Raw genomic sequence first — 25,484 nt, 5'->3', positions numbered from 1 at the left:
CCACCGCCGCCGCCACCACCGGGACGACCGCCGCCGCCACCGCCGCCACCGGGACGACCGGGGCCTCCAGGCCCTGCGGGACGGCCCTGCGGCATCATCATCGGGTTCGGACGCGGCCCACCGGGACGCGGACCACCGGCGCCGGGCCCGGGACGCGGACCACCCGCACCGGGAGGCCCGGGACGCGGACCGGCGGCACCGGGAGGACCGCCACGACCCTGCGGCGGACGCGGGATCGCACCGTCGCGCGGGGGACCGTCACGGCGCTCGCGGGGACCGCCGTCACGACGCTGGCCGCCGTCGGGACGCGGCGAACGGGGCTGCTGCCCCATGCCGGTCGCGGTGGACGAGAACGGGTTGTTGCCGGGACGCGGACCACGCGGGCCGGGCTTCGGCCCGGGACCCGGACGCGGGCCGCCTGCGGACGGGGCACCGGGACGCGAACCGCGCTCGCCACGCTCGCCACGCTCGCCGCCGCGCTCTCCGCCGGACGGAGCCGACGGACGCGGGGCGGGGCCGGGCTTGGGGCCACCGGCCGGGCCGGGACGCGCACCGGGACCGGGGCGCGGGCCCGGAGCGGGCCGAGGAGCACTCGTGCCCGCGTCGAAACGCGCCTGCGGGGCCTCAGGGCGAGCGGGCGCCTCAGGCTGCTGCTGTTGCTGGTGGGGCATGGGCACCGGCGGACGCGGGCCCGGCTTGGGCGCCGGACCCGGCTTGGGCCCAGGACGCGGAGGGGACGGAACCGGCGCCTCGGCACCGGCGGCCGGCCGGGGGTCACCCGGCCGAGGAGCAGCCTTGGGCGGCTGCGGCTTGTTGGACGACGAACCGCCGCCCCTGCTGGACCCACCCTTGGATGCGCCCAGAGCTTCGGTGAGCCTGCGCACGACCGGCGCCTCTATCGTGGAGGACGCCGAACGGACGAACTCCCCCATTTCCTGGAGCTTGGCCATCACGACCTTGCTCTCGACGCCGAACTCCTTGGCGAGCTCGTATACCCGGACCTTCGCCACTGCACTCCCTTACTCGGCCCGGGAGGCTGGCTGTGCCGTCCGGACCGTCGCTACCTTGACGTCTTCATCGCCGCGTGCTCATCAGGCGCTCATAGCAATCTGACTCCGCCCATCAACTCGGCGTCCTACATGACATGTGGTTCTCCTCTTTCAGGTGCGCCCGCACTCGCGAGACGTCAAGCGGCCCCTGCACACGGAACGCGCGCGGGAACGCTCGGCGACGCTCGGCGAGCTCCAGACAGCCGAGGACCGGATGCAGTGACGCACCCCGGCCGGGAAGCCGTCCGCGCAGGTCAGGGACCAGATGATCCCCGACCAGCACCAGTCGGAGCAGCTCGGACTTTGCCGCGCGAACCCTGCAGCCCACACAAGTTCTCTGTGGGGCCGCACGGCCACCATATTCCAGCTTACCGTGTCGACGCATCTACGGAACCGGCGGCATCCTCTGGCTGGGCGTCGGAACGGATGTCGATCCGCCACCCGGTGAGGCGGGCCGCGAGGCGGGCGTTCTGGCCCTCCTTGCCGATCGCCAGCGACAACTGGTAGTCGGGCACGATCACTCGGGCGACCCGGCCCGGCAGGTCGAGCACCTCAACGTGGGAAACACGCGCCGGAGACAGCGCATTCCCCACGAACTCGGCCGGATCCTCCGACCAGTCGATGATGTCGATCTTCTCGCCGTGCAGCTCGGTCATCACGTTGCGGACCCTGGCGCCCATCGGGCCGATGCACGCGCCCTTGGCGTTGACGCCCGCCTTCCGGGAGGCGACCGCGATCTTCGTACGGTGCCCCGCCTCCCGAGCCACGGCCGCGATCTCCACCGTGCCGTCGGCGATCTCGGGGACCTCCAGCGCGAACAGCTTCTTCACCAGCCCCGGGTGGGTACGCGACAGTGTCACCGAGGGCCCCTTGTGCCCCTTCTTCACCTGCACCACATAGGCGCGGATGCGCTCGCCGTGCGGGTAGTCCTCGCCCGGCACCTGCTCGTTGTGCGGCAGCACGGCCTCGATCTTGCCGAGGTCGACCAGCACTATGCGCGGATCCCTGCCCTGCTGGATCACGCCGGAGACCAGCTCGCCCTCGCGGCTGGCGAACTCGCCGAAGTTGATCTCGTCCTGCGCGTCCCGCAGCTGCTGCAGGATCACCTGCTTGGCGGTCGTCGCGGCGATGCGGCTGAAGTCGGACGGGGTGTCGTCGAACTCCCGAAGGACGTCCCCCTCCTCATCCAGCTCGGCCGCCCAGATCGTCACGTGCCCGGTCTGCTGGTCGAGCTCCGCCCGCGCCTTCTGGGCAGCGCCCTCGGTGCGGAAGTAGGCGATCAGCAACGCGTCCTCGATCGCCTTGACGACCAGGTCGAAGGAGATGTCCTTCTCCCGCTCCAGGCTGCGCAGGACGCTCATGTCGATGTCCACGAGGCTCCCCCTTAGCCCTCGTCGCCGTCGACGTCTTCGTCGTCGAAGCGGCGGAACTCCACCTGCACCCGTCCTCGGGCCAGGTCCTGATAGTCGAGCCTGCGCTCGGCGCCGTCGACGGTGAGGTCGACGCCGCTGTCGTCGGCGGCCGTGATCCGGCCCTCCACCACGGAGCCGTCACGCATCTCCGCCTTCACGAGCCTCTTGGCGGCACGCCGCCAGTGCTTCGGCTCGGTGAGCGGGCGGTCGACGCCGGGCGAGGAGACCTCAAGCGTGTACGCGGCCGCACCCATCGAATCGTCGTCGTCGAGGGCCTTGGAGACGGCCAGGCTCACCTCCGCCACGTCGTCGAGGGACACCCCGCCGTCGCGATCGACGACGACGCGCAGGACCCGGCGCCTGCCCGCGGTGGTGATCGTGACGTCCTCCAGGTCGAGACCCTCCGCGCCGACGACGGGCTCCAGGAGCTTCATCAGGTGGTCGCGGGATGATGCGCTGCCCACATCGACCTCCCCTATTGTCATGTTGTTCGGCCCCGGCGTACCTCGCCGTCGGCTCTCGACGTCCTGGCCGCGCAGCCAGCGACGACAGTTGACACCCTATCCGTACCAAGGCACGAAAAGAGCGCCACTCGGCTTGTGCCGAGCCGCGGCTGGCGGCCATCAGGGGTGTGAGCCCGTACGATGCTATCTGCGTCCTGCTCGACTGGAGGTCTTGACCCGTGCGCCGTCCACCGTCCCGCCGTGACCTGCTCGCGGGCGGCGTGGCGTGCGTCGGGCTCGCGGGGTGCAGCTCCGGTGGCGCTCCCGCCGCTCTCTCGCCGCCGCCGGTCGATCCCGAGCGGGTGCTCGTGGGCGAGCTCATGGCCGACAAGGAACGCACCATCGGCCTCTACTCCACGCTGATCTCCTCCGGTGCCGTCAAGCTGACGCCCTTCCGCGGCCGCCATGAGGCGCATCTGGCCGAGCTGCGCCGGCGCTTCCCCGACGTCCGGCCCTCGGCGTCGGCCCCGGAGCCTGGTACCACGGCCTCTCCGGGTACCACAGCGTCTCCGGGGGCTTCGCCGGCGCGCCCGCAGAAGGTGTCGCTGACGCGGCTGCGCGACGTCGAGCGGCGGGCGGCGGCGCTGCGGCCGCGTCAGCTCGCCGCCGCCTCGCCCGCGCTCTCCCAGCTCATCGCCAGCATCGGCGCCTGCGAGACCCTGCACGTGCTGGCCCTGCCGAGGTCGCTGTGACGGACGTCGACAAGCTGCGCAAGGCGCTGGCGGCCGAGCACGCCGCCGTGTACGCCTACGGGCTCATCGGGGCGCGCACCACGGGCACGCTGCGCTCGCGCGCCACGGCCGCCTTCGACGCCCATCGGGCGCGGCGGGACCAGCTCAGGACGTTGATCACCGCCCGCCAGGCGGCTCCCACCGAGGCGGCTCCGTCGTACCGGCTGCCCGTGACGCCGTCCACGGCCACCGAGGCCGTACGGCTGGCCGTGTACGTCGAGCAGGGCATCACCGCCACCTACCTCGAACTCGCGTCCGCGCGGGAGGAGCCGCTGCGGCGGTACGCGGCGCTCGCGATGCAGGAGTCGGTGACGCGGTCCTACTCGTTCCGGCCGTCCGTGACGGCGTTTCCCGGAATGTCGCCCGCCCAGTAGTGGTGCTCAGTAGTAGTGCCGGCGCTTGCCGCCCAGCGTCTTGCTCACGTGCAGCCCGCCGGGCAGTCGTACGGACAGGTGCCGGCGGCCGTCAGGGGTGGTCGACACGTGGAAGCGGCGGTTGCCGAAACTGTGGCTCACACCGTGGCGGGAGAGGTTGATGCGGAAAGGGCCCACTTTGATCGACTTACGGTAGTGCCAGCCCATGAACCCTCCTCGGAGATCTCCGTACACCTTGTGAACGGCCGGCCCCCGCCCCGAGTTCCGCCCCCGCCTGACGTGCGTGGGAGCGTCCCGGCGGTGGGGCTCGGGGTGAGCCTCCACCGCCCGGGTCGTCAGGTCAGGAGCAGGCGGCGAGGACGCGGTCCACGGCCTCCGCCAGCGGGATCTCCTCCTTCGCGCCGGACACCCGGTCGCGGAGTTCCACCACGCCGGAGGACAGTCCGCGCCCGATCACGAGGATCGTGGGCATGCCGAGCAGTTCGGCGTCCTTGAACTTCACGCCGGGCGAGACCGACGGCCGGTCGTCCACGAGCACCCGCAGGCCCCGCGCCCCCAGTTCCTCCGCCAGTCGGAGCGCCACCTCGACCTGGTTCTCCTTGCCGGTGCCGACGATGTGCACGTCCGCCGGGGCGACCTCGCGCGGCCAGACCAGGCCGAGCGCGTCGTGCGCCTGCTCGGCGATGACGGCGACGGCGCGGGAGACGCCGATGCCGTACGAGCCCATGGTGATCCGGATCGGCTTGCCGTCGGGACCGAGCGCGGCGAGCCCTGCGGCGTCGGCGTACTTGCGGCCGAGCTGGAAGATGTGCCCGATCTCGATGCCCCGGTCGATGGACAGTTCGGAGCCGCAGCGGGGGCATTCGTCCCCGGCGCGCACCTCGGCGGCCTCGATCGTGCCGTCGGGGGTGAAGTCGCGGCCGGCCACGACGTCGACGGCGTGCCTGCCGGGCTCGTTGGCGCCGGTGACCCACGCGGTGCCGGTGACGACGCGGGGGTCGACGAGGTAGCGGATGCCGAGGTCCTTCAGCACCTGCGGGCCGATGTAGCCGCGCACCAGGCCGGGGTGCTTGGCGAAGTCTTCGGCCTCGAAGATGGCGGGCTCGCCGGGCGCGAGCGCGGCCTCCAGGCGCTTGAAGTCGATCTCACGGTCGCCGGGCACGCCGACGATCAGCGTCTCGACCTTGTCGGAGCCCGGTGTGGAGACCTTGACGACGACGTTCTTGAGGGTGTCGGCGGCGGTCACCGACATGCCGTGCCGGGTGTTGAGGTGGTCGACGAGGGTCTCGATCGTGGGGGTGCCCGGCGTGTCGAGCACCCGGAGGGCGGCCGCGTCCTCGATCGCGCGGGCGGGCGGGGCGGGGGTGGTGACGGCCTCGGCGTTGGCGGCGTACCCGCAGGAGTGGCAGGCGACGAAGGTGTCCTCGCCGGTGGGCGTCGGCGCCAGGAACTCCTCGGACGCCGAGCCGCCCATGGCGCCGGAGGTGGCGAACACGATCTTGTATTGGATGCCGAGGCGGTCGAACAGCTTGATGTAGGCCTCGCGGTGCTGCTCGTAGGAGCGCTTGAGGCCGTCGTCGTCGAGGTCGAAGCTGTAGGAGTCCTTCATCAGGAACTCGCGGCCGCGCAGGATGCCCGCGCGGGGCCGCGCCTCGTCGCGGTACTTCGTCTGGATCTGGTAGAGGATGACGGGGAAGTCCTTGTACGACGAGTATTCGCCCTTCACCATGTCGGCGAACAGCTCCTCGTGCGTGGGGCCCAGGAGGTAGTCGGCGCCCTTGCGGTCCTTGAGGCGGAACAGGGTGTCCCCGTACTCCGTCCACCTGCCCGTCGCCTCGTAGTACTCCCTGGGCAGCAGGGCGGGGAAGAGGACCTCCTGGCCGCCCATGGTGTTCATCTCCTCGCGCACGACGGCCTCGACGTTGCGCAGCACGTGCATGCCCAGGGGCAGCCAGGAGTAGATGCCGGGGGCGACGCGGCGGACGTAACCCGCGCGGACCAGGAGCTTGTGGCTCGGGACTTCCGCGTCTGCCGGGTCGTCCCGCAGGGTGCGAAGAAACAACGACGACATGCGCAGCAACACGGCTACTCCTTGTTCGGCCTGTGAAGTGAAGGACTACAGGCTATCGACTGGCGGCCGTCCGCCGTGCGGCGTTCCCCGGCGCGGGATGCCCGCGCCGCTCCGGGGCGCCTCGCCGTGGCGAGGTGAGCGGGCCGACGCACCGGGGGAGTTCAGAGGACGGCCAGCGCAAGCGGGGCGGAGAGGGTCGCCGTCACGGCGAGGGAGCGCAGGCGGGCGAGGAGGCGGCGCCGGAGCAGGAACACGCCCGCGACGGACAGCGTGCCGATCACGAGGGCGGGCACGGGCCAGAAGCCGGGTTCGTAGTCCAGGAATCCGGGGTTGGATCGGTCGATCACGTCGGCGATCAGCATGGCGCCGACCAGTCCGGCGGCCAGGTCGCCCCAGAGGCCGGGGTGGCGGGTGAGGTAGGAGAGGAGGCCGAGCGCGACCAGCAGCACGAGCAGGACGTTCAGCTCGGTGGCGCCGCTGCCGACCGTCTCCGCGTGGAGGCGGCCCTGAAGCGCGGAGGTGCCCATGGCGGCCACCAGGGAGGACACGGCGGCGAGGAAGGTGGTCAGCAGCGCCCAGCCGAATCCGGTGGCGGTGGCGCCCACGGCGATGGCGGCGGCGAGGTAGGCGTACGGGTCGTACAACTCCCACAGCAGTTCGGGCCCCTTGGCGGAGACGAGCATGCCGATCATGCCCACGGCCAGTCCCCCGAGGAAGGCGGTGAGCACATGACGTTCGATCCCGCGCTGGCGCCGGTCGTACTCTGCGAAGTCGGCGTATTCCACAGCGGTGGTCTTCTTCCCCATCTCCGTTTCCGCGTCACCCTTCCCCCTGGTAACTCCTAAGGGCGACCATTACCAGAGTATGCGGACCTCCAGAAAAGGCAAAATTAGGTCAACCGATGATAATTCCCGGGGAATTCCGCCGGACCTCCAGAGGCGGATCCCCGTTTCGACGAACGCCGTCTGACGTGCACGGATCATGTGACGGCAGGGACCGTGGAGAATGGATCGACAAGCCGAGGCCGGTGATGCTCGCGGACCCGCTCCCCGGATATGCGGCCGACCTCTCGAAGACTCGCACATCTGCCCGGACATCGCCACGTCCGCGATTACCGGTGCCCGAACTTTGCACGGCGGCCGGCCTTGAGATGTTATTTGAGCAAGTGCTTGGTTAGTCTCAGTGCATGGAGCTGTTGCGTGACACGGTCCGCTCGTACCTCGCCCGACGTCCCGACGCCTCGTGGGGCGAGTTCGCGAACGCCCTCGGGGTCGCGGGGCTGGCCGTCCCCGAGGAGTACGGGGGCGGCGGGTGCGGGTCCCCCGAGGTCGCCGTCGTGGCGGCGGAGCTGGGCAGGGCGCTGTCGCCGCAGCCCTTCCTGCAGACGGCGGTGCTGGCCGTACAGGCCCTGGTGCTGGACGGCACCGAAGCCGCCCGGGACCGCCTCCTGCCGGCCCTCGCGGAGGGCGCCGTGAGCGCCACCCTCGTGTTCGCCGGCTCCTTCCCCGACGAGTCCCCCGACGAGCCGGCACACGATGGGGGCCTGCGGCTGGAAGACGGGCGGTTGTCCGGGTGTGCGGACCATGTGCTGGCCGGCGAACTGGTCCTGGTGTACGTCTCGGGCCTGCTGGTGGAGGCGGTGCCCACCGGCAGGACGTCGTACACGACCCTCGACGCCGGCCGGCCGCTTGAACGGCTGAGGTTCGACCGGGTTCCGGTCAGGGTGACAGGGGGTGCCGCTCACATGGCCCGAGTTCGGGACGCGGGCATCCGGGCGCTCGCGGCCGAGCAGTACGGCGGCGCCGCCCGATGCCTGGAGGAGGCGGTGGGGCACGCCAAGCGGCGGCGGCAGTTCGGACGGCCGATCGGCGCCTTCCAGGCGATCAAGCACAAGCTGGCCGACGTGCTGCTGATGGTGGAGTCGGCCGGATCCGCGGCGTTCGCGCAGACGTGTTCGGCGGAGGACGCGGCGGTCGCGGGCGCGTACTGCTCGCAGGCGTACCTGAGCGCCGCGGGCGAGAACATCCAGGTCCACGGCGGGATCGGCATCACCTGGGAGCACGACGCCCACCGCTACTTCAAACGCGCCACCTCCGACGCCCGCCTCTTCCGCACCCCGGAATCCCACCGGCGCTTCCTGGCGAGCCGCATCTTCGAGCCGACTTCCCCCTGAATCCGCGAAGACCGCATGGGAGCGCCCTGCCGCGGACAAGAGGGGGCAGGCGAGAAGCGCCGGATGCGGGTGCCCGGCCGTGGACAAGAGGGCGGCGTCGCGGCGAGAGGGAGGACAGGTGAGGAGCGCCGTGGAGGCCGGTCACAGGGGACGGCGGGAGGCCGTGGGGCGGCTTCGCCGTGACGACGAAGGCTCGTCGACGAAGGCGCGCCGGAAGCGGGGTCAGCCGCCGAGAAGCTCCTCCCACGGCTGGCGCGCGGTGGTGCGGCGGGTCGTGTCGAGGGCCTCGGACAGGCGCCAGAACGCCGGCCGGGAGCCCACCCGCGCCCGCCCCATCGGGTCGACGGCGCGCAGTTCGAACCGCACCCCCATCACGTCCAGCACGGCGGTGGCGGCGTTGCCCGGCCCGGCGGCCGTGACGAGGGCGCCGTCGAAGTCGGGATCGCGCACGTGCTCGGCCAGCAACTCGGCCACCTCCGCGGCGTACGGCCCGTCGCGCCACTCGATGTGCCAGCTGTCGTCGGACCCGCGCCACCACGTCAGGTCCCGGCACGACTCGATGAAGTCGGCCTGGGTGGCCAGCGCGGCCATGACCCTGCCGAACGCCTCGTACCTGCGGGCGTTCGACGGTTCGTCGTCGCCGGATCCGGTCGGGCGGAAACCCCTCATGTCAGGGAGCGTGCCATCTTTCGCCCGCCGCAGCGCGTGCTTTCGCCTCACGATCATCCACTCTGATCGCCGCAGCGGCCTTCCCGCAAGACCCCGGCCCTGATACGCTCGACCAAGCGAGCGCTTGGTTTACTTGGAGGATGGATGCGGATCAGCCTCGGATACGAGCTGGAGGTCCGCGGGCGAACCCGCGAGGTCGAGCAGCAGGCGTTCCGGAACGTGATCGACCAGGTCGTCCTCGGCGACCAGCTCGGATTCGACACCGCCTGGTTCGTCGAGCACCACTTCACCAGGGGCTTCTCCCACTCCTCCGCCCCCGACCTGGTGCTGGCCGCGATCTCCCAGCGCACCGAGCGCATCCGCCTCGGGCTCGGCGTCGTGCTGCTGCCCTTCCAGTCCCCCGTCCGCACGGCGGAGCGCGTCGCCACCCTGGACGTCCTCAGCGGCGGCCGCGTCGAGTTCGGCACCGGCCGGGGTGCCTCCCCCCTTGAGTACCAGGCGTTCCAGCGGCCGTTCGAGAAGTCGCGGCAGATCTGGGAGGACTCCCTGGAGGCCACCCTCGCGATCTGGGAGGCCGACGGGCAGCCCCTCACCCGGACGAACGAGTTCTTCGAGATCCCCGACGTGTCCGTGTACCCGCGCCCGGTGCAGAACCCCCACCCGAGGGTGTGGGTGGCCTCCACGTCCCTGGAGGGCTTCCTGGCCGCAGCCAGGCACGGGTACAACCTGCTCGCCATGACCATGCTCAAGGGCATCGACGACGTGGCCGACGACCTCGCCCGATACCGCGAGTGCCTGGCCGAGCACGGCCACGACCCGGACAGCCGCCGCGTCGCGCTCATGATCCCCTGGTACGTCGGCCCCGAACGGGACCGGGCGGCCGACGCGGTCCTCTGGTACATCCGCCGCCAGGTCAACCTGGTCACCCCGCCCGGCTACCACGACGCCAGGCACGCCACCCACCGCGTCCTCGGCCAGCTCGCCGCCGGGATGCCGCCGGAGGAGGCGATGGCCACCCTCCGTGAGCACGTCATGGTCGTGGTCGACGACGTGGACGGCTCCCGCAAGGCCGTCGCCAGGATCGCCGAGGCCGGCGCCACCGACCTGATCCTCCAGTGCCAGGTCGGCGGGCTGGCCCACGCGCTGGTCCAGGACTCGATGCGGACCTTCATGACCGAGGTGATGCGCTGATGCCCGGCTGGCTCACCAGGGACGACCTCGCCTCCGGCGCCCGCGCGGCGACCGGCCTGCTGCTGGTCTCCCCCGACGCGGAGAGCGTCGTCCCGCGCTCCCCCGCCGACGCGGAGCGCGTGCGCGCCGCCCTGGCCGCCGCCGGGATCGGCCCCTCGGACCGGGTGGTCGTCGCGCTGGCCGAGCCGGCGGGCTCCCTGTGGGCCGGCGCCGCAGCCGGGATCGGCGCGAGCGCCGCCTCCGTCGGCCCCAGGGGGCGGCTGCGCCTGCACCACGCGCTGTCGGCGCTCGGGGCGACGGCGCTGGTCGCGACCCCGACCGGCGCGATGGACCTACTGGCCAGACTGCACCTGGAGTTCCTGCTGGACCCGCTGGACCTCGGCCTGCGCCACCTCGTCGTCACCGGCGAGATCGCCTCCAAGCGCACGCTGTCGCACCTGGCGGAGGAGTTCGGCGCCCGGGTGAGCGAGGTGTTCGCCAGCCCCTTCGGCGGCGGCGCGCTCGGGTGGCGGGCGGCGGAGGACGAGCCGTTCACGCCGCTCGCCGACCTCGCGCTGGCCGCTCCCGCCAAGGACGAGTTCACCGAGCGGTCCGGCGAGGTGGTCCTCCTCGGCGGGGAGCCAGGCGGGGAGACCGTACTGCGGACCGGGTTCTACTCACGCGACGGCCTGCGCCCGGCGCACACCGTCGGCGAGCACGTGCTGGTGCGCGGCGTGTGGCTGGCGCTGCCCCGGCTGCGGAAGGCGTTGGCGAGGATCGACGGGGTCTCCGGGTGGGAGCTGCGCCTCAGCAGACCGGGCACGCTCGACTCGGCCACCCTGACCGTCGTCTTCAACCGCGAGGGCCTGGTGCGCAACCCCATGTGGAAGGGCCGTGTGCAGCAGGCCGTCCAGGCGCTCACCCCGGTCTCGGTCACCGTGGAGATCGCGCCGGAGGCGGCCGAGAGCGGCGTCCTCGGGGCCGTGACCGACCTGCGCGGCCACCACCTCGGCAGCGACCGCGCACTGCTCGGCTGAGGGGCGGGGAAGCCGACGTGGACACCGTGCCCGCGTGGGGGACGCTGCCCCGCATGCTGCGCGACCTCGCCGCCCGCGACCCCGGCGCGCTCGTGGTGGACGGCCCGGTCCCGCTCACCCTCGGCGGGCTGCGCGAGCGCGCCGCCGCCGTGGGCCAAGGATTGATCGACCTCGGGGTACGGCCCGGCGACCGCGTCGCCGTCTGGGGGGTGAACGACGCCGCGTGGGCCTGGTCCGCCTTCGGCGTGTGGGACGCCGGCGCGGTGCTGGTGCCGCTGTCGGCCAGGTCAAGGGGAATCGAGGCGGCGGAGACGATCGCCAGGACCGGGGCCGGGGTGCTGGTCGCGCTCGACGGCGTCCGGGCGGACCTGCTGCCGCCGGTGCCCGGTCTGCGCCACGTGGTCGGCGGCGGCCTCGGGGCCGAGCCTGCCGGGCCTGCCGGACCGGACGTCGAGGAGCGGGCGGCGGCGGTCCGTCCCGGCGACCTGTGCGAGATCATGTCCACCTCCGGGACCACGGGGACGCCCAAGGGCGTCATGATCGACCACGCGCAGGTGCTGCGCGGCTACTGGGACTGGGCGGAGATCGTCACCCTGGGGCCGGAGGACCGGTATCCGGTGATCGCGCCGTTCAGCCACGGGTTCGGGCTGAACGCGGGGCTCGTCGCCTGCGTGATGCGGCGGGCGCGGATGCTGCCGGTGGGCGCGTTCGCCCCGGACGCGCTGATGTCGCTGGTCGAGTCCTGGCGGCCCACCGTGCTCGCCGGGCCGCCGACGCTGTTCCACCGGCTGCTGGACGAACTGGACCGGCGGGCGGCCGACGTGTCGTCGCTGCGGGTGGCGGTGTGCGGCGCGGCCGCCGTGCCCGCCGCGCTGGTCACCCGGCTGGTCGGCGCGGCCGGGCTGGAACGGGTGATCAACGCGTACGGGCTCATGGAGGGCACGGTGGTCTCCATGACCAGGGCGGACGACCCGGTGGAGGTGATCGCGGCGAGCGCCGGCCGGACGGTGCCGGGGATCGAGGTGAAGATCGTCGATCTGGAGGGGCGGGAGGTGCCCGCAGGGGTGCGAGGGGAGATCCTGGAGCGCGGGTACGGGGTCATGCGCGGCTACTGGGGCGACCCGGAGCGGACGGCGGAGGCGGTGGACGCCGACGGGTGGCTGCACACGGGCGACGTCGGCGTCCTCGACGAGTCGGGGAACCTCAGCGTCGTGGACAGGAAGAAGGAGTTGTTCATCGTCAACGGCTTCAACGTCTCGCCCGCCGAGGTCGAGGCGCTGCTGCTGCGGGAGGGCTCGCTGGCGCAGGTCGCGGTGGTGGGGGTGCCGGACGAGCGTTCCGGCGAGGCGGGCTGGGCCTTCGCCGTGCCGAGGGCGGGCGCGAGCGTGGACGTCGCCGGGGTCCTGGAGTGGGCCAGGGCGAACATGTCCGGATACAAGGTGCCCAAGCGGCTGATCGTGGTGGACGAGTTGCCCGCCAACGCCAACGGGAAGACCGACAAGAGCGCCCTCCGGCGGCTGACCCTCGGCCGAAAGGGCTGATCCGGGAACGTCCGATCCGGCGAGAATCCCGCAGGACCGGGGTGCGGGCGGTTAAGTTGGATCTATGGTGTTCGCGTGGTTTGAGACACGTGCGCGGGTTCCCAGAGATGCCACGCGACCTGGATCCCCTGCTCCTGAGGAGGCAGCGTGACCCTTCGCGTGGCCGTGGTCGGGTCGGGCCCTGCCGGCATTTACACGGCGGAGGCGCTGGTCAAGCAGTCGGTGGAGCCCGTCGAGGTGGACGTGCTCGAACGGCTGCCGACGCCGTACGGACTGGTCAGGTACGGCGTGGCCCCCGACCACACATCGATCAAGTCGATCGCCAACTACCTGCGGCGGGTGCTGGAGCTGCCCCAGGTCCGCTTCCTCGGCGGCGTCACCCTCGGCGAGGACGTCTCCGTGGACGACCTGCTCGCCTGCTACGACGCCGTCGTCTACTGCACCGGCGCCATGGTCGACCGCAGGCTCGGCATCCCCGGTGAGGACCTGCCCGGCAGCGTGGCGGCGACGGACTTCGTCAACTGGTACTGCGGGCACCCGGACGTGGCCGCCGACCGCTTCGAGCTCGACAGCCCGGAGGTCGCCGTCATCGGCGTCGGCAACGTGGCCGTCGACGTGGCCCGCGTCCTCGCCAAGACCGCGGAGGAGCTGGCCTCGACGGACGTGCCGCACGAGGTGCTGGAGCGGCTGGCGGCCAGCCGGGTCAAGGCCCTGCACATGATCGGCAGGCGCGGTCCCGAGCACGCCAAGTTCACCCTCAAGGAGCTGCGCGAGCTCGGCGAGCTCACCAACGCCGACGTCCTCGTGCGCCCCGACGAGGCGGTCGTCCCGGCCGGCGACTACCCCCGGCAGGTGCGCGGCAACATCGACGTGCTGCGCTCGTGGTCGACGCGCGTGCCGGCAGGCCGGCCGCGCAGGCTGGACGTGCGATTCTGGCTGCGGCCCGTGGAGATCCTCGGCCGCGACCGGGTCGAGGGGATCAGGCTGGAGCGGACCCGGCTCTCGCCGGAGGGCCGCGTGGAGGGCACCGGCGAGTTCGAGACGCTGCCCGTCGGGATGGTGCTGCGGTCGGTGGGCTACCAGAGCGTGCCGCTGCCGGGGGTGCCGTTCGACGACAGGTCGATGACGGTGCCCAACGAGGCGGGGCGGGTACGCGGGCGCGAGTACGTCGCGGGCTGGCTCAAGCGCGGGCCCACCGGGGTCATCGGGACGAACAAGTCGGACGCGGCGGAGACCGTACGGACGCTGCTGCACGACCTCGGCGACCGGCGGAGAGAGGGACACACGCCCCTGGACGGGCTTCTGGAGGCCCGCGGGGTGCGGCCGGTCACCTACGACCAGTGGTTGTCCATCGAGGCCGCAGAGGCCGATCTGGCGCGTTCTCTGGGGCGCGGGGATCGCGTGAAGCTCGTCGGCCTGGAGGCGATGCGGCAGGCGGTCCGGGCCCGGTTGTGACATGCTCTCCGGTCTCACCCCGGACTCGATGAAGCAGCGTACGGAGGGACCATGCGCGTCACCGTGGGGCACCGGCCGATCGCCGGGTTCGCCGAGGAGTACCGGCTGCAGTGCGAGCGCTTCCCCTCCGCCCGCCCGGGATGGCAGCCGGTGCACACGGTGTACGTGCCCGCCGACCGGTTCACGGCCGCGACGGTGGCCGAGTGGGGTGAGCGTGCGCTCGCCCTGGCGGGCGCGCACCTGCCGGATCCCGGCGAGGTCGCCGAGGTGTTCGGGATCCCCTCCGCGATCGCCGCGGACGTCCTTCGCAGGGTGACGGCCAAGCTCGGCGCCGAGCCGGTCGAGGACCTGCGGGTGGACTTCGAGGACGGTTACGGCGTGCGCCCCGACGACGAGGACGGCGACGCCGAGCGGGCCGCCGCCGCCGTCGCGGCCATGCACGCGGCGGGCACGCTGCCCCGGCGGTGGGGACTGCGGGTGAAGTCGTTCGCGGACGCCGACCCCGAGCGGTCGCTGCGCACGCTCGACGGGTTCCTCACCGGGGTCGTGGACGCGGCCGGGCACCTGCCCCAGGGGTTCACGGTGACCTTCCCGAAGGTCCTCATGGAGGGGTACATCGGGCAGTTCACCGACTTCCTGCGGGAGTTGGAGCACGGCCTCGGGCTCGCGCCGCTGCGCTTCGAGATCCAGGTGGAGGCGCCGCAGACGCTGCCGTTCCTGCGCCCCGGGCTCGGGGCGGACCGGCTCGCGGCGGCGCACTTCGGCGTCTTCGACTACACGGCCGCGATCGGCCTGCCGCCGCACGAGCAGCGCCTCGACCACCCCGCCTGCGACCACGCGCGCCACGTCATGCGGACGGCGTTCGCGGGCACGGGCGTCGAACTGTCGGACGGCTCGCTGGCCGCCGCCCCCGCCTCCGACGCGGGCGCCGACGTGCACGCGCTGTGGCGCCGCCACGCCCGGCTCGTACGGCACAGCCTGGCCAACGGCTTCCACCAGGGCTGGGACATGCATCCGTCGCACCTGGTCAGCCGGTTCGCCACGGTCTACGCCTTTCACCTGGCCACCCGCGACGCCTACGCCGGGCGTGTGGCGGCATGGGAGCAACGGCGGCGGGTGGACGGCGTGATGGACGAGCCCGCCACGATCAGGACCCTGGTCGCCGCCCTCGACCGCGCCCGCCACGCCCTCGGCGACTGACGGGCAGCGGGGTCGATCGCGGCTGCGGTGGAACCGCGGACCCGGGCCCACTCGCGCTCACCCCGGATCCCCCAGGCTCAGAGGTCGCGGTCGACCAGCGCCCGCCAGCGGGCCACGAGGGCCGGGTCCACGGGCTCCGACCAGGTGCGGCGCACCGCACTTCCCACGTGGAAGGCGCGCACGCCGTTGGTGAGCAGCGAGTGCACGTGCGGGGGCTTCAGCCCGCCTCCGGCGAGGATGAGCCCGGCGTCGCCGGCCTCGCAGCGGGCCTTCAGCACCGGCAGGCCGTCCGAGACCCCGGTGGGGGCTCCGGCGGTGAGGACGGTGGCCAGGTTCGGCAGCAGCCGCACGGCCCGCCACCCGGCCTGGTGGTCGGCGGCGTGGTCGACGGCCCGGTGGAAGGTCCACGGCAGCGGGGACACCGCGTGGATCATCGCCTCCGTGGCGGCGAGGTCGACGACGCCCGCCTCGTCGAGGAAGCCGAACACGAACCCCGCCGCGCCCGCCTGGGTGAGGGCCTTGGCGTCGGCTCTGAGCCGGTCGAGGGCGTCGGGGGCGGAGGTGAAGCCGGCGCTGGAGCGGAGCATCACCATCTGGGGGAGTGCGGTTTCGGCCGCGATGGCGGCGACCGTCTCGGGTGTCGGGGAGAGACCGTCCGCCGACATGTCGGCGACGACCTCCAGGCGGTCGGCGCCGCCCTGCTCGGCGGCCACGGCGTCGCGCACGTCGAGCGCGATCACCTCAAGGAGGGATCCGGTCATGCAGGAGAGGTTATATCGTGCGCTAACCCGTCATGACAGCCCATCCCCTGACAATCCCGACACCGGGCACGCCAAGATCACGGTCAAGGCCATTGTGGGACCACGGCGACGTTCCAGGAGGGCGAACGGCACAGAATCCCGGAACTCCAGGCGCCCGGCAGGCGGCCTCATCCCGGAACGCCGACTGACCGACAGACGGTCTCGGCCCGGAACCCCAGACGCCTGGCAGGGCGGCGTCGGGCGGGTGCGCCGCCGGGCCCGGGTGGCGCCGGGGAGGCCGCCCGCGCGCGGCGGCGGGTGGCGGNNNCGCCGGGGAGGCCGCGCGCCCGCGACGGCGGGCGGCGGCCTGCCCGGCTGGGCCGTGACCGCTGGGGCGGGGTCAATCCGACCGAGTCGTGACGCCCGCGCGACCGCTCACGCCGCCGATGGCCGGAAAGTGAGGCCCGCGTGGCCGGTCACGCCGCCAGAGGGCGGAAGGCGGTCGGGAGCGAGGCGGCGGCGGTGCGCTGGAACAGCGCGCCGGACGCGCGGTGCGGCAGGTCCACCGTGCGCACGTGCCTGAAACCGCTGCGCGCGTAGTACGCCTGCAGACGGGCGTTGGCCTTGGCGCAGTCGAGCCGCAGCCAGCGCAGTCCCGCCTCGTGCGCCGCGCCCCCCGCCCAGTCCAGCAGCGCCCCGCCGAGCCCGGTGCCCGACCAGAGGCGGGCCACGGCGAGCTTGTGGACGTACAGCGCCTGCGCGGGCTCGTCGGCGGGCGACCAGAACTCCGGATCGGCGTGGCCGTCGAGCGCGATCGTGGCCACGGGCCGGCCCGCCGCGTCCGGGTCGAGGAAGCGGAGCTCGTCGTCGACGAGGTACAGGACCCTCTCCTCGATGAGCGGCGCGATGCGCTCGGGCCCGAAGCCCTCGCGCGGCCACTGGCGGACCCCCCTCGAGTGCAGCCACTTCGCCGTGTCGGCGAGGAGGGAGAGAACGCCCTGGAGGTCGGCCGGTCCGGCCTTGCGGAGGGTGAGGGGGTGCAGGAGGGTGTGCGAACGCATCGGTCAGCCCTTCGTCGCGTTGGGTGTCCAAGGGGACACATGACGTGTCCACCGCATGGCACGCGGTAGCTAACCGGATATTTGTGGATAAATTGTGATTTGGGGGAGCATGTAATACTCCCCTGGCCGAACGGACCGAAACCATCGGCGACCGGCCGGAAACCTCAGCTGACGTCGAGCTCGTATCTGATCAGGTGCTTGTCCGCCGGCAGCACCGACACGGCCACCCGCACCGGCATGTCCGAGCGGTCATAGCCGACCCGGACGTACACGACGACGGGCGTGCCGAGTTCGAGCTGGAGCCGGTCGACCTCGGACTGGTTGGGCATCCGCGCCCAGATGTCGTCCACGACCCGCACCTGCGCGTGGCCGAGCTCCTCCAGCACCCGGTTGGCGCCCCGCTTGATGTCGCCCTGGCGGGCGATCTCGGAGCCGCCCACCAGCTCGAAGGGGAAGTAGGAGTCGTTGGTGTTGTACGGCTGGCCGTCCACGAACCGCAGGCGCCGCCGTACGAGTGCGAGATCGCCGTCGCCGAGCTCCAGCCTGCTGGCGATCTCCTCGGCGGGGACCAGGGCGAGCACGTCGATGTGCTGACTGGGCGCGCGGCCCTCCTGGCTGACGGCGTAGGCGAAAGCCTCGCGGGGCTCACCGGTGGGCCGGCGCTGCAGTTCGCGCTGGGGGTGCATGAGCAGGGCACGACGTTCTCTGACGATCGTGCCCCGGCGGGGGGCGCGGGTGACCAGACCCTCGTTGACCAGCTCGGCGACGGCGAGACGGACGGTGTTGCGGCTGACACCGTGGCGCTGGCGGAGCTCTTCTTCTGTCGGCAGCTGTGCCCCGGGTCCGTAGTCGCCGGAGTAGATGGCTCTGCGGAGTTCGGAAGCCACCTGCTGATACAGCGCCGACCTTGCCACTTTCACCCCTTTTGTTCCAACAATTTAGACGATCTGGTTCTAGCAGGCCACAACCCCTTGACCGGACGGGCTTTACAGCCGCATCATCCATTCGTTGGTACAAATCCATCGAAAGGCCGGTGAGGGGGTGAGGGCCGGTGCCGCCGGTCCACGCGGACACGATCCCCGTGACGCAACACGTTTACTGCGTTACGCGTTGCGTCGCCAGGGGTTCGTCCACACCAGCCACGACAGTGGAAGTGGGATGTCCGTGTTAGCCGAGTTGACCGTGAGATGCGAGGACGGGTCCTTCGTCTGGACTGAGGAGGGCGTAGAAGTCCGGCATCCCGCAGCCGACCCGGTCGGGGCCGCGCGACGCATCGCCGCACGCTACCGACAACCGGAGTCCCCCGTGGGTCACTCCTCGGAGGGTCACTCCCCCACCGACTCCGCACGCGAACAGTCGGGTTAGGACTCCATCCCTCGCCGGAGTCCTGGCATCGCCCGCGTCGGGGAAAGGAAGCGCTCCCTGGCGGGTCCCCCACGCCCGCCAGGGAGCGTTCTCCACACAGGCGGCGCCGAGAGGCGTCAGCCGCTCCTCGGTCGCCAGCGCAACAAGGGCCGGGAGCCGTCCGTGGTGAGCACCGCCGCCACCCGCTGCCCGTACTCGGGAGCCCGTTCCCCCGCCCAGCCGCCGAAGACCGTGGCGTCCGGCACGGCCGCCAGCCGGATCCGGACCACCGTCCCCTCCGGGAAGGGCCGGTGACCGATCGTCCACGTCTCCACCCGGCCGACCGGATCCACCCGCACCCAGTGCCACGCCTCGGCGCGGCACCCGGCGCAGAAGGCGCGGGCCGGGAACCGCCGCCCTCCGCAGCCGTCGCATTCCTGAACCACGAACTCGCCCCGGGCCAGCCGCTCCCACCACTGCGCCGAATCCCGGTCGCCCACTGTTCCGCTCATCCCGGTCCTCCTCGGACAGCCGGGGCACCCGTCTCGGTCATCCGCTCACCCGCGCCGCAGGATCAGGGCGGACGTGGCGGGCAGGATGTAGCCGGGCTGGGACGTCGACAACGCCGTCTCGGCCCCCGGCACCTGCCGCTCCCCCGCCTCCCAGCGCAACTGGGAGACCGCTTCCGCGATGTGGTTGAGCCCGTGGACGTACCCCTCGGACAGGAAGCCGCCGTGCGTGTTCACCGGCGGCCCCTCCCCCGAGGCGGCGAACGGGCCGCCCTCTCCCTTGGCGCAGAAGCCGTAGTCCTCCAACTGCACCAGCACCGAGTACGTGAAGCAGTCGTACAGCAGCGCCACGTCGATGTCCCCGGGGCCCAGCCCGGCCTGGCCGTACAGGCGGGGGGCGAGGGCGGCTGCGGCGCTGACCGTGGGGTCGGCGCCCGACAGGAACGACTGCCCGCCGCCCCAGGCGGCGGCGGAGACGAGCACCGGGGTACGGCGCAGCGACCGCGCCCGCTCGGTCGTCGTGAGCACCAGTGCGCAGGCGCCGTCGGTCTCCAGACAGCAGTCGAGCAGTCGCAGGGGTTCGGCGATCCACCGCCCGGCGAGGTAGTCGGCGAGGGTGATCGGCTCGCGCATCAGGGCGCGCGGGTTCTTCACGGCGTGGGCGCGCTGCCCGACGGCTATGGCGCCGAGGTGTTCCTCGGTGGTGCCGTACTTCAGCATGTGCGCCCTGGCGTTCAGCGCGAAGTGCTGGACAGGGGCGGTGAGTCCGTACGGGGTCTGGTACTGGGCCTCGGGGCCCGGGTTCGCGGCCCGGCCCATGCGGAACTCGGAGCGGGCGTTGATCGCCCGGTAGCAGACGACCGTCTCGGCGACGCCGGAAGCCACGGCGAGGGCCGCCTGGGCCACCATCGCGTGGGAGACGCTGCCGCCGCCGAACTGGTCGAGGTACCAGCTCGGCTCGTCGAGGCCGAGTGCGGGGCCCACGAGGGACGGCGGGACGGAGTCGCCGACGCGGTGGGTGGCGAGCCCGTCGACGTCGTCGATGCCGAGCCCGGCGTCGCCGAGGGCGTCGAGGACGGCCCGGCAGGCGAGCGTCAGCGTGCTGACCCCGGAGTTCTTGGTGAAGGGCGTGTACCCGACTCCGGCGACGGCGACCCGGTCCGCCAGTGTGAACAAGCGCTTGGCCACGAGCCCGACGGTAACCACCCGCCCGGCCCCCGTCAACGCGAACCCCTTCCATCCAAGCAAGCGCTTGGTATAGTTCGGTGACAACCCCCGACGAGGAGGCCCGGATGAGCGTCCACGCCGAGCTCGGCCACTCGCCGCGCAAGCGCAGACCCCTCGACGGAGCCGCCATGCAGAACCACGACCGCCACAACGGCCATCCGGACAGCAGGCGCTTCCGATCGGTGCTCGGCAGGTTCGCCACCGGCGTCGTCGCCATCACCGCGCTCGACCCCCACACCGCCGAGCCGTACGGCCTGGCCGCCAACTCCTTCACCTCCGTCTCCCTCGACCCCCCGCTGGTGGCCTTCTGCGTCGCCCACACCAGCACGAGCTGGCCCCGGGTGCGCAGCGCCAAGACACTGACCGTGAACGTCCTGGCCGAGCACCAGCAGCCGGTGTGCGCGCAACTGGCGGCCAGGGGCGGCGACAAGTTCGCGGGCCTCGCGTGGACCGAGTCCCCCTGCGGCAACCCGCTGCTCACGGGCGCGCTCGCCTGGCTCGACTGCGTGGTGGAGGCCGAGCACCCCGCGGGCGACCACGCGATCGTCGTCGCCAAGGTGCTCCAGCTCGACGCCCACGCCGACGGCGGCCCGCTGGTGTTCTTCCGAGGCGGTTACGGAGGTTTCAGTGGATCGTCCTGAACGATTGCGGGCCGAGGCCCGCTCCTGGCTCGCGGAGCAGCTCTCCACGACGTTCGCGCACGCCAGAGGGCTCGGCGGCCCGGGACGCGAGCACGAGGGCCACGACGTCCGCCTCGCCTGGGAACGGCATCTCGGCCGCGCCGGGTGGACCTGCCTGAGCTGGCCGGAGGCGTACGGCGGACGCGCCGCCACCCTGGCCGAGCAGATCGCCTTCCACGAGGAGTACGCCCGCGCCGACGCCCCCGCCCGCGTCGGCCACATCGGCGAGGGCCTGATCGGCCCGACGATCCTCGACTTCGGCACCCCCGAGCAGAAGGCCAGGTTCCTGCCGGGGATCCGGCGCGGCGAGGAGCTGTGGTGCCAGGGCTACTCGGAGCCGGAGGCGGGCTCCGACCTCGCGAACGTCCGCACGCGGGCGGAACTCGTGGCGGGCGAGTGGGTCGTCACCGGCCAGAAGGTGTGGACGTCCCTGGCCCACGTCGCCGACTGGTGCTTCGTCCTGTGCCGCACCGAACCCGGCTCGACCCGTCACCGGGGCCTGTCGTACCTGCTGGTTCCCATGCGCGCGCCCGGCGTCGAGGTCCGGCCGATCGTCCAGCTCACCGGCACCTCCGAGTTCAACGAGGTGTTCTTCGACGGCGCCCGCACCCCCGCCGACCACATCCTGGGCGCCCCCGGCGACGGCTGGCGGATCGCCATGGCCACGCTCGGCCACGAGCGCGGCGCCGCCACGCTGGGCCAGCAGATCGGCTTCCAGCGCGAGCTCGACCGGGTCGTCGCGACGGCCGTCCGCACCGGCGCGGCGCAGGACCCGGTCCTTCGCGACCGGATCGCCCAGTCGTGGCTGGAACTGCGGGTCATGCGGCTGAACGGGCTGCGCGACCCGGGACTGCCGTTCACCAAGTTGTACTGGTCCGAGTGGCACCGGCGGCTCGGAGAGCTGGCGCAGGCCGTCCAGGGGCGGGCGGGACTCGTGGCCGAGGACGGCGAGCTGAACGAGCTCCAGCGGCTGTATCTGTTCAGCAGGGCGGACACGATCTACGCCGGGTCCAGCGAGATCCAGCGCACGATCATCGCCGAGCGGGCGCTGGGGCTGCCGCGATGAGCGCGCCGCAGTACCCCAGGGCGCACGGGCTGCTCGACGGCAAGGTCGCGCTGGTGACCGCGGCGGCGGGGGCCGGGATCGGGTACGCGACCGCGCGGCGCTGCGCCGAGGAGGGCGCGACGGTGGTGATCTCCGACCGGCACGAGCGCCGCCTGGCGGAGGCGGCCGCGTCGCTGGCCGCGCTCACGGGCGCGCGGCCGCTGGCGGTGCCGTGCGACGTGACCTCGCAGGAGCAGGTGACGGCGCTGTTCGACGCGGCCGTGTCCGCGCACGGACGGCTCGACGTGGTGGTCAACAACGCCGGCCTCGGCGGTACGGCGGAGCTCGTCGCGATGACCGACGAGCAGTGGCACGCGGTCGTGGACGTCACCCTCACCGGCACCATGCGCTGCACCCGCGCGGCCCTCCGGCGCATGGCGGGCGGGGTGATCGTCAACAACGCCTCGGTGGCCGGGTGGCGGGCGCAGGCGGGCCAGGCGCACTACGCCGCGGCGAAGGCCGGGGTGATGGCGCTGACCAGGTGCGCGGCGCTGGAGGCGGCGCCGCGCGGCATCCGGGTCAACGCGGTGGCGCCGTCGCTGGCGATGCACCCGTTCCTGGCGAAGGTCACCACGGACGAGCTGCTGGCCGAGCTGAGCGCGCGGGAGGCGTTCGGGCGGGCGGCGCAGCCGTGGGAGGTGGCCAACGTGATCGTCTTCCTCGCCAGCGACTACTCGTCGTACATGACGGGCGAGATCGTCTCGGTCTCCAGCCAGCATCCCTGACCTTCCCCATATCCTGAGTGACAGGATATGGTGGCGGCATGAACATCACCGAGCCCATGTTCCTCGCGCTGACCGCGCTCGTGGACCGGCCTCGGCACGGCTACGGCGTGGTCCAGGAGGTCGAGCGACTGTCCGGCGGGCGCGTACAGCTCAAGATCGGCACCCTGTACGGCGTGCTCGACCGGCTGTCCGCCGAGGGGCTGGTCGAACTCGACCGCGAGGAGGTCCAACGGGGACGGCTGCGCCGCTACTACCGCCTGACCGACGACGGCGCGGCGGCGCTCCAGGCCGAGGCCGAGCGGGTCGCCGCCAACGCCGCCGTCGCGCGGACCCGGCTGCGGGCCCGGCACGTGGCACTCGGAGGAGCCTGATGAACCTGCTCGAACAGCGTTACCGCTTCGTGCTGCGGCTGCTGCCCCGGTGGTACCGGGCCGAGCGCGAAGAAGAGATGGTGACGGCCTACCTGGAGTACGCGGGCGAGCCGGACGACGCGGTCGGCGCCCGCCCGCCCTGGGGAGAGGTCGCCAGCATCGCCGGGCTGTCGCTGCGACTGCGGCTCGGCTCGCGAGCCCGCGTCCTCGCCTGGGGCGACACGGTCCGGCTCATCGCGCTGATCGGTTTGTTCATTTCCGCCGCCGACGGCCTGTCCGGGCTGCTCTCGTGGGCGGCTGTACCCCTTTTCGGCACCGACCCGGACCTCACCCCACAAACCCTCGTCGTCACTGCGGTGAGCGCCATCAGCGTGTCGGCGTACGTGGCACTGGTTCGCGGGCGCGTCCTGCTGGCCAAAGTCTGCGCGACAGGCGTGCTCCTCCACCCGGTCGCCGAGGCGCTGACCGCCTTCCCTGCGCCAGGTGACGCCCCGACGCCGAGCGGCTACCTTCCTGCGATCCCCGCGCTCGTCCCGGTGGCGGCGCTCTACCTCGGCTACCGCAAGGGCCGACGGGCGCCGCACGTGCCGTGGTGGGCGCTGCCGCTGGGCGCAGCGCTCCTCACCGGTCTCGGGTTGGGGATCACCGGCCTGGCACTCGCCGGTCTGGCGGACCTCAGCGTCTTCCAGGTTCTCCTATTGATCAGCGGAAGCTGGACGATCGTCATCGCGATCGTCGTAGCCGCAGTGGTCTGCGCTGTGCGGCGTTCCTCCGCGGCGCCCCTGCTGGCGCTGTCCGTCGTCGCGGCGACCTATCTGGCGTCGCTCACGCCCGAATTGTTCCGCGACAGCTTCTCGCATCCTCTGATCGTCGTACTCGGCGCGACCGTCATCACCACCGCCATAGCCGGATGGCGGCGGCTGCCCGCCGCCAGGCCGATCGAGGTGGCGACAGGCTAGCCCTCGTGGGCCGCGCGGCCCTACCTTTCCGGGTATGAGCACCACGGGCCGCGCGGCTCACCTCCTCGACGTCCTGACCACCGAGTTCGGCGACTCCATCCGGCAGGACCCGGCCGCCTTCTCACGGAAGTTCCGCAAGATGGCGGCCTCGCCGTTCGCCTTCTACCGGGGCAGTGCGGCGGTCTTCTACGCCGACCTGACCGGCGCCTTCGCCGACGACGCCTACCTCGACGAGCGCACCGGCCGGGTGTGGATCCACGGTGACCTGCACGCGGAGAACTTCGGGACGTACATGAACGCCTCCGGCGAGCTGGTCTTCAACGTCAACGACTTCGACGAGGCCTACGTCGGGCCGTACACGTGGGACCTCAAGCGCTTCGCCGCCAGCGTCGCCCTCATCGGGTACGGCAAAGCCCTGTCGGACACCGCCATCACCGCGCTGGTCACCGAGTTCGGCACGGCCTACCTGGCCGAGCTGACCGGCATCGCGCACGGCGGCGACGACGCCGTGGGCTCGCTCACTCTGGACACGACCACCGGCGTGCTGCACCGGGTGCTGCAGACCGCGCGGCTCAGCACCCGGGTCGCCATGCTCGACGTCGAGACCGTGATCCACGACTACGACCGGCGCTTCGCGATCACCGGCGAGCGCACCGCCGTCACCGAGGAGACCAGGGAGCGGGTGCTGGCGGCCTTCGAGCGGTACCTGACCACGCTGCCGGGGCTGCCCGCCGCCGACCCGGTCGAGCACCGCATCAAGGACGTGGCGCTGCGCAAGGGCGTGGGCATCGGGTCCGCGGGGCTGCCGTCGTACAACCTGCTGCTCGAAGGGCGCTCGCAGGCGCTGGAGAACGACGTCATCCTGTACATGAAGCAGGCCCAGGTGCCCGCTGTGGCCAGGCACGTCACCGACGCCAGGGTCGCCGGGTACTTCCTGCACCAGGGACACCGCACGGCGGAGTCGCAGCGGGCGCTGCAGGCGTCTTCGGACCCGTGGCTCGGGTACACGGCGCTCGACGGGGTGGGGCAGCTCGTCGCCGAGGTGTCGCCGTACTCGGCCGACCTCGACTGGGACGACGTGAACGAACCGGACGAACTCCGGTCGATCATGCGCGATCTGGGGCGGGCGGTGGCGCGGATGCACTCGGTCGCCGACGACGAGTCGAGCCACGACCTGGTGGACTTCTCGACGGAGGAGTCGATCGTGGCGGCGGTCGGCGGCGACACGGCCGGCTTCGTGGGGATGCTGGTGGACTTCGCCCACGCCTACGGCCTCCAGGCCCGCACCGACCACCAGACCTTCGTGGACCTCTTCCGCAACGGCGACATACTCTGACACGGCCCGGCCTCCGCCACCACCGCACCACACGCCCGGAGC

Annotated in this window: 27 protein-coding genes; 14 read left to right on the top strand and 13 right to left on the bottom strand. The window is 72.3% G+C overall.

Annotated features, from left to right (window positions below):
• From ABD120_RS30300 to rimP, 4 genes are all read right to left on the bottom strand, one after another.
• A partial coding sequence (locus ABD120_RS30300) for a translation initiation factor IF-2 N-terminal domain-containing protein (RefSeq protein ID WP_343953586.1) occupies nt 1-1,010 on the bottom strand: 1,010 nt, incomplete at its 3' end.
• 112 nt (nt 1,011-1,122) lie between these two features.
• Nucleotides 1,123-1,434: a YlxR family protein gene (locus ABD120_RS30295; RefSeq protein WP_343953585.1), complete on the bottom strand. Its 312-nt coding sequence runs from the start codon at nt 1,432-1,434 to the stop codon at nt 1,123-1,125.
• On the bottom strand, nt 1,418-2,422 hold the full coding sequence (gene nusA, locus ABD120_RS30290) for a transcription termination factor NusA (protein WP_343953584.1): 1,005 nt from the start codon (nt 2,420-2,422) through the stop codon (nt 1,418-1,420). The genes ABD120_RS30295 and nusA overlap by 17 nt, the downstream gene beginning before the upstream one ends.
• A gap of 11 nt (nt 2,423-2,433) precedes the next feature.
• Nucleotides 2,434-2,925 (bottom strand): ribosome maturation factor RimP, encoded by a 492-nt coding sequence (gene rimP / locus ABD120_RS30285; protein ID WP_343953583.1) that lies wholly within the window; start codon nt 2,923-2,925, stop codon nt 2,434-2,436.
• A 218-nt stretch (nt 2,926-3,143) separates the two neighbouring features.
• On the opposite strand from rimP, the gene ABD120_RS30280 reads away from it, so the two are divergent.
• Nucleotides 3,144-3,656, top strand: coding sequence for a hypothetical protein (locus tag ABD120_RS30280; RefSeq protein WP_343953582.1), 513 nt, complete (start codon nt 3,144-3,146; stop codon nt 3,654-3,656).
• On the top strand, nt 3,653-4,069 hold the full coding sequence (locus ABD120_RS30275; protein WP_343953581.1) for a ferritin-like domain-containing protein: 417 nt from the start codon (nt 3,653-3,655) through the stop codon (nt 4,067-4,069). Before ABD120_RS30280 ends, ABD120_RS30275 begins: the two co-directional genes overlap by 4 nt.
• 6 nt (nt 4,070-4,075) lie before the next feature.
• Here the strand turns inward: ABD120_RS30275 and ABD120_RS30270 are convergent, their stop codons facing one another.
• The 3 genes from ABD120_RS30270 to ABD120_RS30260 form a co-directional block, all read right to left on the bottom strand.
• Nucleotides 4,076-4,276 (bottom strand): DUF4236 domain-containing protein, encoded by a 201-nt coding sequence (locus tag ABD120_RS30270; RefSeq protein WP_343953580.1) that lies wholly within the window; start codon nt 4,274-4,276, stop codon nt 4,076-4,078.
• A gap of 133 nt (nt 4,277-4,409) precedes the next feature.
• Entirely contained in the window at nt 4,410-6,152 is a 1,743-nt protein-coding gene (locus ABD120_RS30265; RefSeq protein ID WP_343953579.1) for a proline--tRNA ligase, read from the bottom strand.
• 149 nt (nt 6,153-6,301) lie between these two features.
• Nucleotides 6,302-6,946: a hypothetical protein gene (locus tag ABD120_RS30260; RefSeq protein ID WP_343953578.1), complete on the bottom strand. Its 645-nt coding sequence runs from the start codon at nt 6,944-6,946 to the stop codon at nt 6,302-6,304.
• A 380-nt stretch (nt 6,947-7,326) separates the two neighbouring features.
• On the opposite strand from ABD120_RS30260, the gene ABD120_RS30255 reads away from it, so the two are divergent.
• Entirely contained in the window at nt 7,327-8,313 is a 987-nt protein-coding gene (locus ABD120_RS30255; protein WP_343953577.1) for an acyl-CoA dehydrogenase family protein, read from the top strand.
• A gap of 222 nt (nt 8,314-8,535) precedes the next feature.
• Here ABD120_RS30255 and ABD120_RS30250 read toward each other — a convergent pair whose 3' ends face one another.
• A complete protein-coding gene (locus ABD120_RS30250) occupies nt 8,536-8,982 on the bottom strand; it encodes a hypothetical protein (protein WP_343953576.1) in 447 nt (148 codons plus the stop codon).
• Between the two features lie 144 nt (nt 8,983-9,126).
• Between ABD120_RS30250 and ABD120_RS30245 the strand changes: the two genes are divergently transcribed.
• From ABD120_RS30245 to ABD120_RS30225, 5 genes are all read left to right on the top strand, one after another.
• Nucleotides 9,127-10,173, top strand: coding sequence for an LLM class flavin-dependent oxidoreductase (locus ABD120_RS30245; RefSeq protein ID WP_343953575.1), 1,047 nt, complete (start codon nt 9,127-9,129; stop codon nt 10,171-10,173).
• Nucleotides 10,173-11,189 (top strand): phenylacetate--CoA ligase family protein, encoded by a 1,017-nt coding sequence (locus tag ABD120_RS30240; protein WP_343953574.1) that lies wholly within the window; start codon nt 10,173-10,175, stop codon nt 11,187-11,189. Before ABD120_RS30245 ends, ABD120_RS30240 begins: the two co-directional genes overlap by 1 nt.
• A 17-nt stretch (nt 11,190-11,206) precedes the next feature.
• The gene (locus ABD120_RS30235) at nt 11,207-12,730 is read left to right on the top strand and encodes an AMP-binding protein (RefSeq protein ID WP_343953573.1); all 1,524 of its coding nucleotides are present in this window, start codon (nt 11,207-11,209) and stop codon (nt 12,728-12,730) included.
• A 147-nt stretch (nt 12,731-12,877) separates the two neighbouring features.
• Complete coding sequence (locus ABD120_RS30230) at nt 12,878-14,185, top strand: FAD-dependent oxidoreductase (protein WP_343953572.1); 1,308 nt, start codon at nt 12,878-12,880, stop codon at nt 14,183-14,185.
• Nucleotides 14,186-14,236: 51 nt separating this feature from the next.
• On the top strand, nt 14,237-15,385 hold the full coding sequence (locus ABD120_RS30225) for a DUF6986 family protein (RefSeq protein ID WP_343953571.1): 1,149 nt from the start codon (nt 14,237-14,239) through the stop codon (nt 15,383-15,385).
• Between the two features lie 77 nt (nt 15,386-15,462).
• Here the strand turns inward: ABD120_RS30225 and ABD120_RS30220 are convergent, their stop codons facing one another.
• The 5 genes from ABD120_RS30220 to ABD120_RS30200 form a co-directional block, all read right to left on the bottom strand.
• A complete protein-coding gene (locus ABD120_RS30220) occupies nt 15,463-16,146 on the bottom strand; it encodes a copper homeostasis protein CutC (protein WP_343953570.1) in 684 nt (227 codons plus the stop codon).
• A gap of 455 nt (nt 16,147-16,601) precedes the next feature.
• Complete coding sequence (locus tag ABD120_RS30215) at nt 16,602-17,186, bottom strand: GNAT family N-acetyltransferase (protein WP_343953568.1); 585 nt, start codon at nt 17,184-17,186, stop codon at nt 16,602-16,604.
• A gap of 164 nt (nt 17,187-17,350) precedes the next feature.
• A complete protein-coding gene (locus tag ABD120_RS30210; RefSeq protein ID WP_343953567.1) occupies nt 17,351-18,073 on the bottom strand; it encodes a GntR family transcriptional regulator in 723 nt (240 codons plus the stop codon).
• Between the two features lie 594 nt (nt 18,074-18,667).
• Nucleotides 18,668-19,042: a Zn-ribbon domain-containing OB-fold protein gene (locus ABD120_RS30205; RefSeq protein ID WP_343953566.1), complete on the bottom strand. Its 375-nt coding sequence runs from the start codon at nt 19,040-19,042 to the stop codon at nt 18,668-18,670.
• Between the two features lie 45 nt (nt 19,043-19,087).
• Entirely contained in the window at nt 19,088-20,227 is a 1,140-nt protein-coding gene (locus tag ABD120_RS30200; RefSeq protein ID WP_343953565.1) for a thiolase C-terminal domain-containing protein, read from the bottom strand.
• 77 nt (nt 20,228-20,304) lie between these two features.
• Between ABD120_RS30200 and ABD120_RS30195 the strand changes: the two genes are divergently transcribed.
• From ABD120_RS30195 to ABD120_RS30170, 6 genes are read left to right on the top strand one after another with little or no spacing between them, the layout of a single operon-like run.
• On the top strand, nt 20,305-20,907 hold the full coding sequence (locus tag ABD120_RS30195; protein ID WP_425564067.1) for a flavin reductase family protein: 603 nt from the start codon (nt 20,305-20,307) through the stop codon (nt 20,905-20,907).
• Nucleotides 20,894-22,012: an acyl-CoA dehydrogenase family protein gene (locus ABD120_RS30190; RefSeq protein WP_343953564.1), complete on the top strand. Its 1,119-nt coding sequence runs from the start codon at nt 20,894-20,896 to the stop codon at nt 22,010-22,012. The genes ABD120_RS30195 and ABD120_RS30190 overlap by 14 nt, the downstream gene beginning before the upstream one ends.
• Complete coding sequence (locus ABD120_RS30185) at nt 22,009-22,776, top strand: SDR family oxidoreductase (RefSeq protein ID WP_343953563.1); 768 nt, start codon at nt 22,009-22,011, stop codon at nt 22,774-22,776. The genes ABD120_RS30190 and ABD120_RS30185 overlap by 4 nt, the downstream gene beginning before the upstream one ends.
• Before the next feature lie 38 nt (nt 22,777-22,814).
• The gene (locus tag ABD120_RS30180) at nt 22,815-23,147 is read left to right on the top strand and encodes a PadR family transcriptional regulator (protein WP_343953562.1); all 333 of its coding nucleotides are present in this window, start codon (nt 22,815-22,817) and stop codon (nt 23,145-23,147) included.
• Entirely contained in the window at nt 23,147-24,106 is a 960-nt protein-coding gene (locus ABD120_RS30175) for a hypothetical protein (RefSeq protein ID WP_343953561.1), read from the top strand. The genes ABD120_RS30180 and ABD120_RS30175 overlap by 1 nt, the downstream gene beginning before the upstream one ends.
• A 34-nt stretch (nt 24,107-24,140) precedes the next feature.
• Entirely contained in the window at nt 24,141-25,442 is a 1,302-nt protein-coding gene (locus ABD120_RS30170) for a DUF2252 domain-containing protein (RefSeq protein ID WP_343953560.1), read from the top strand.
• Nucleotides 25,443-25,484 lie beyond the last annotated feature (42 nt).

The sequence above is a fragment of the Nonomuraea longicatena genome (assembly GCF_039525605.1).
Classification (GTDB): Bacteria; Actinomycetota; Actinomycetes; order Streptosporangiales; family Streptosporangiaceae; genus Nonomuraea; species Nonomuraea longicatena.
This window is presented reverse-complemented; position numbering and strand designations above follow the sequence as displayed.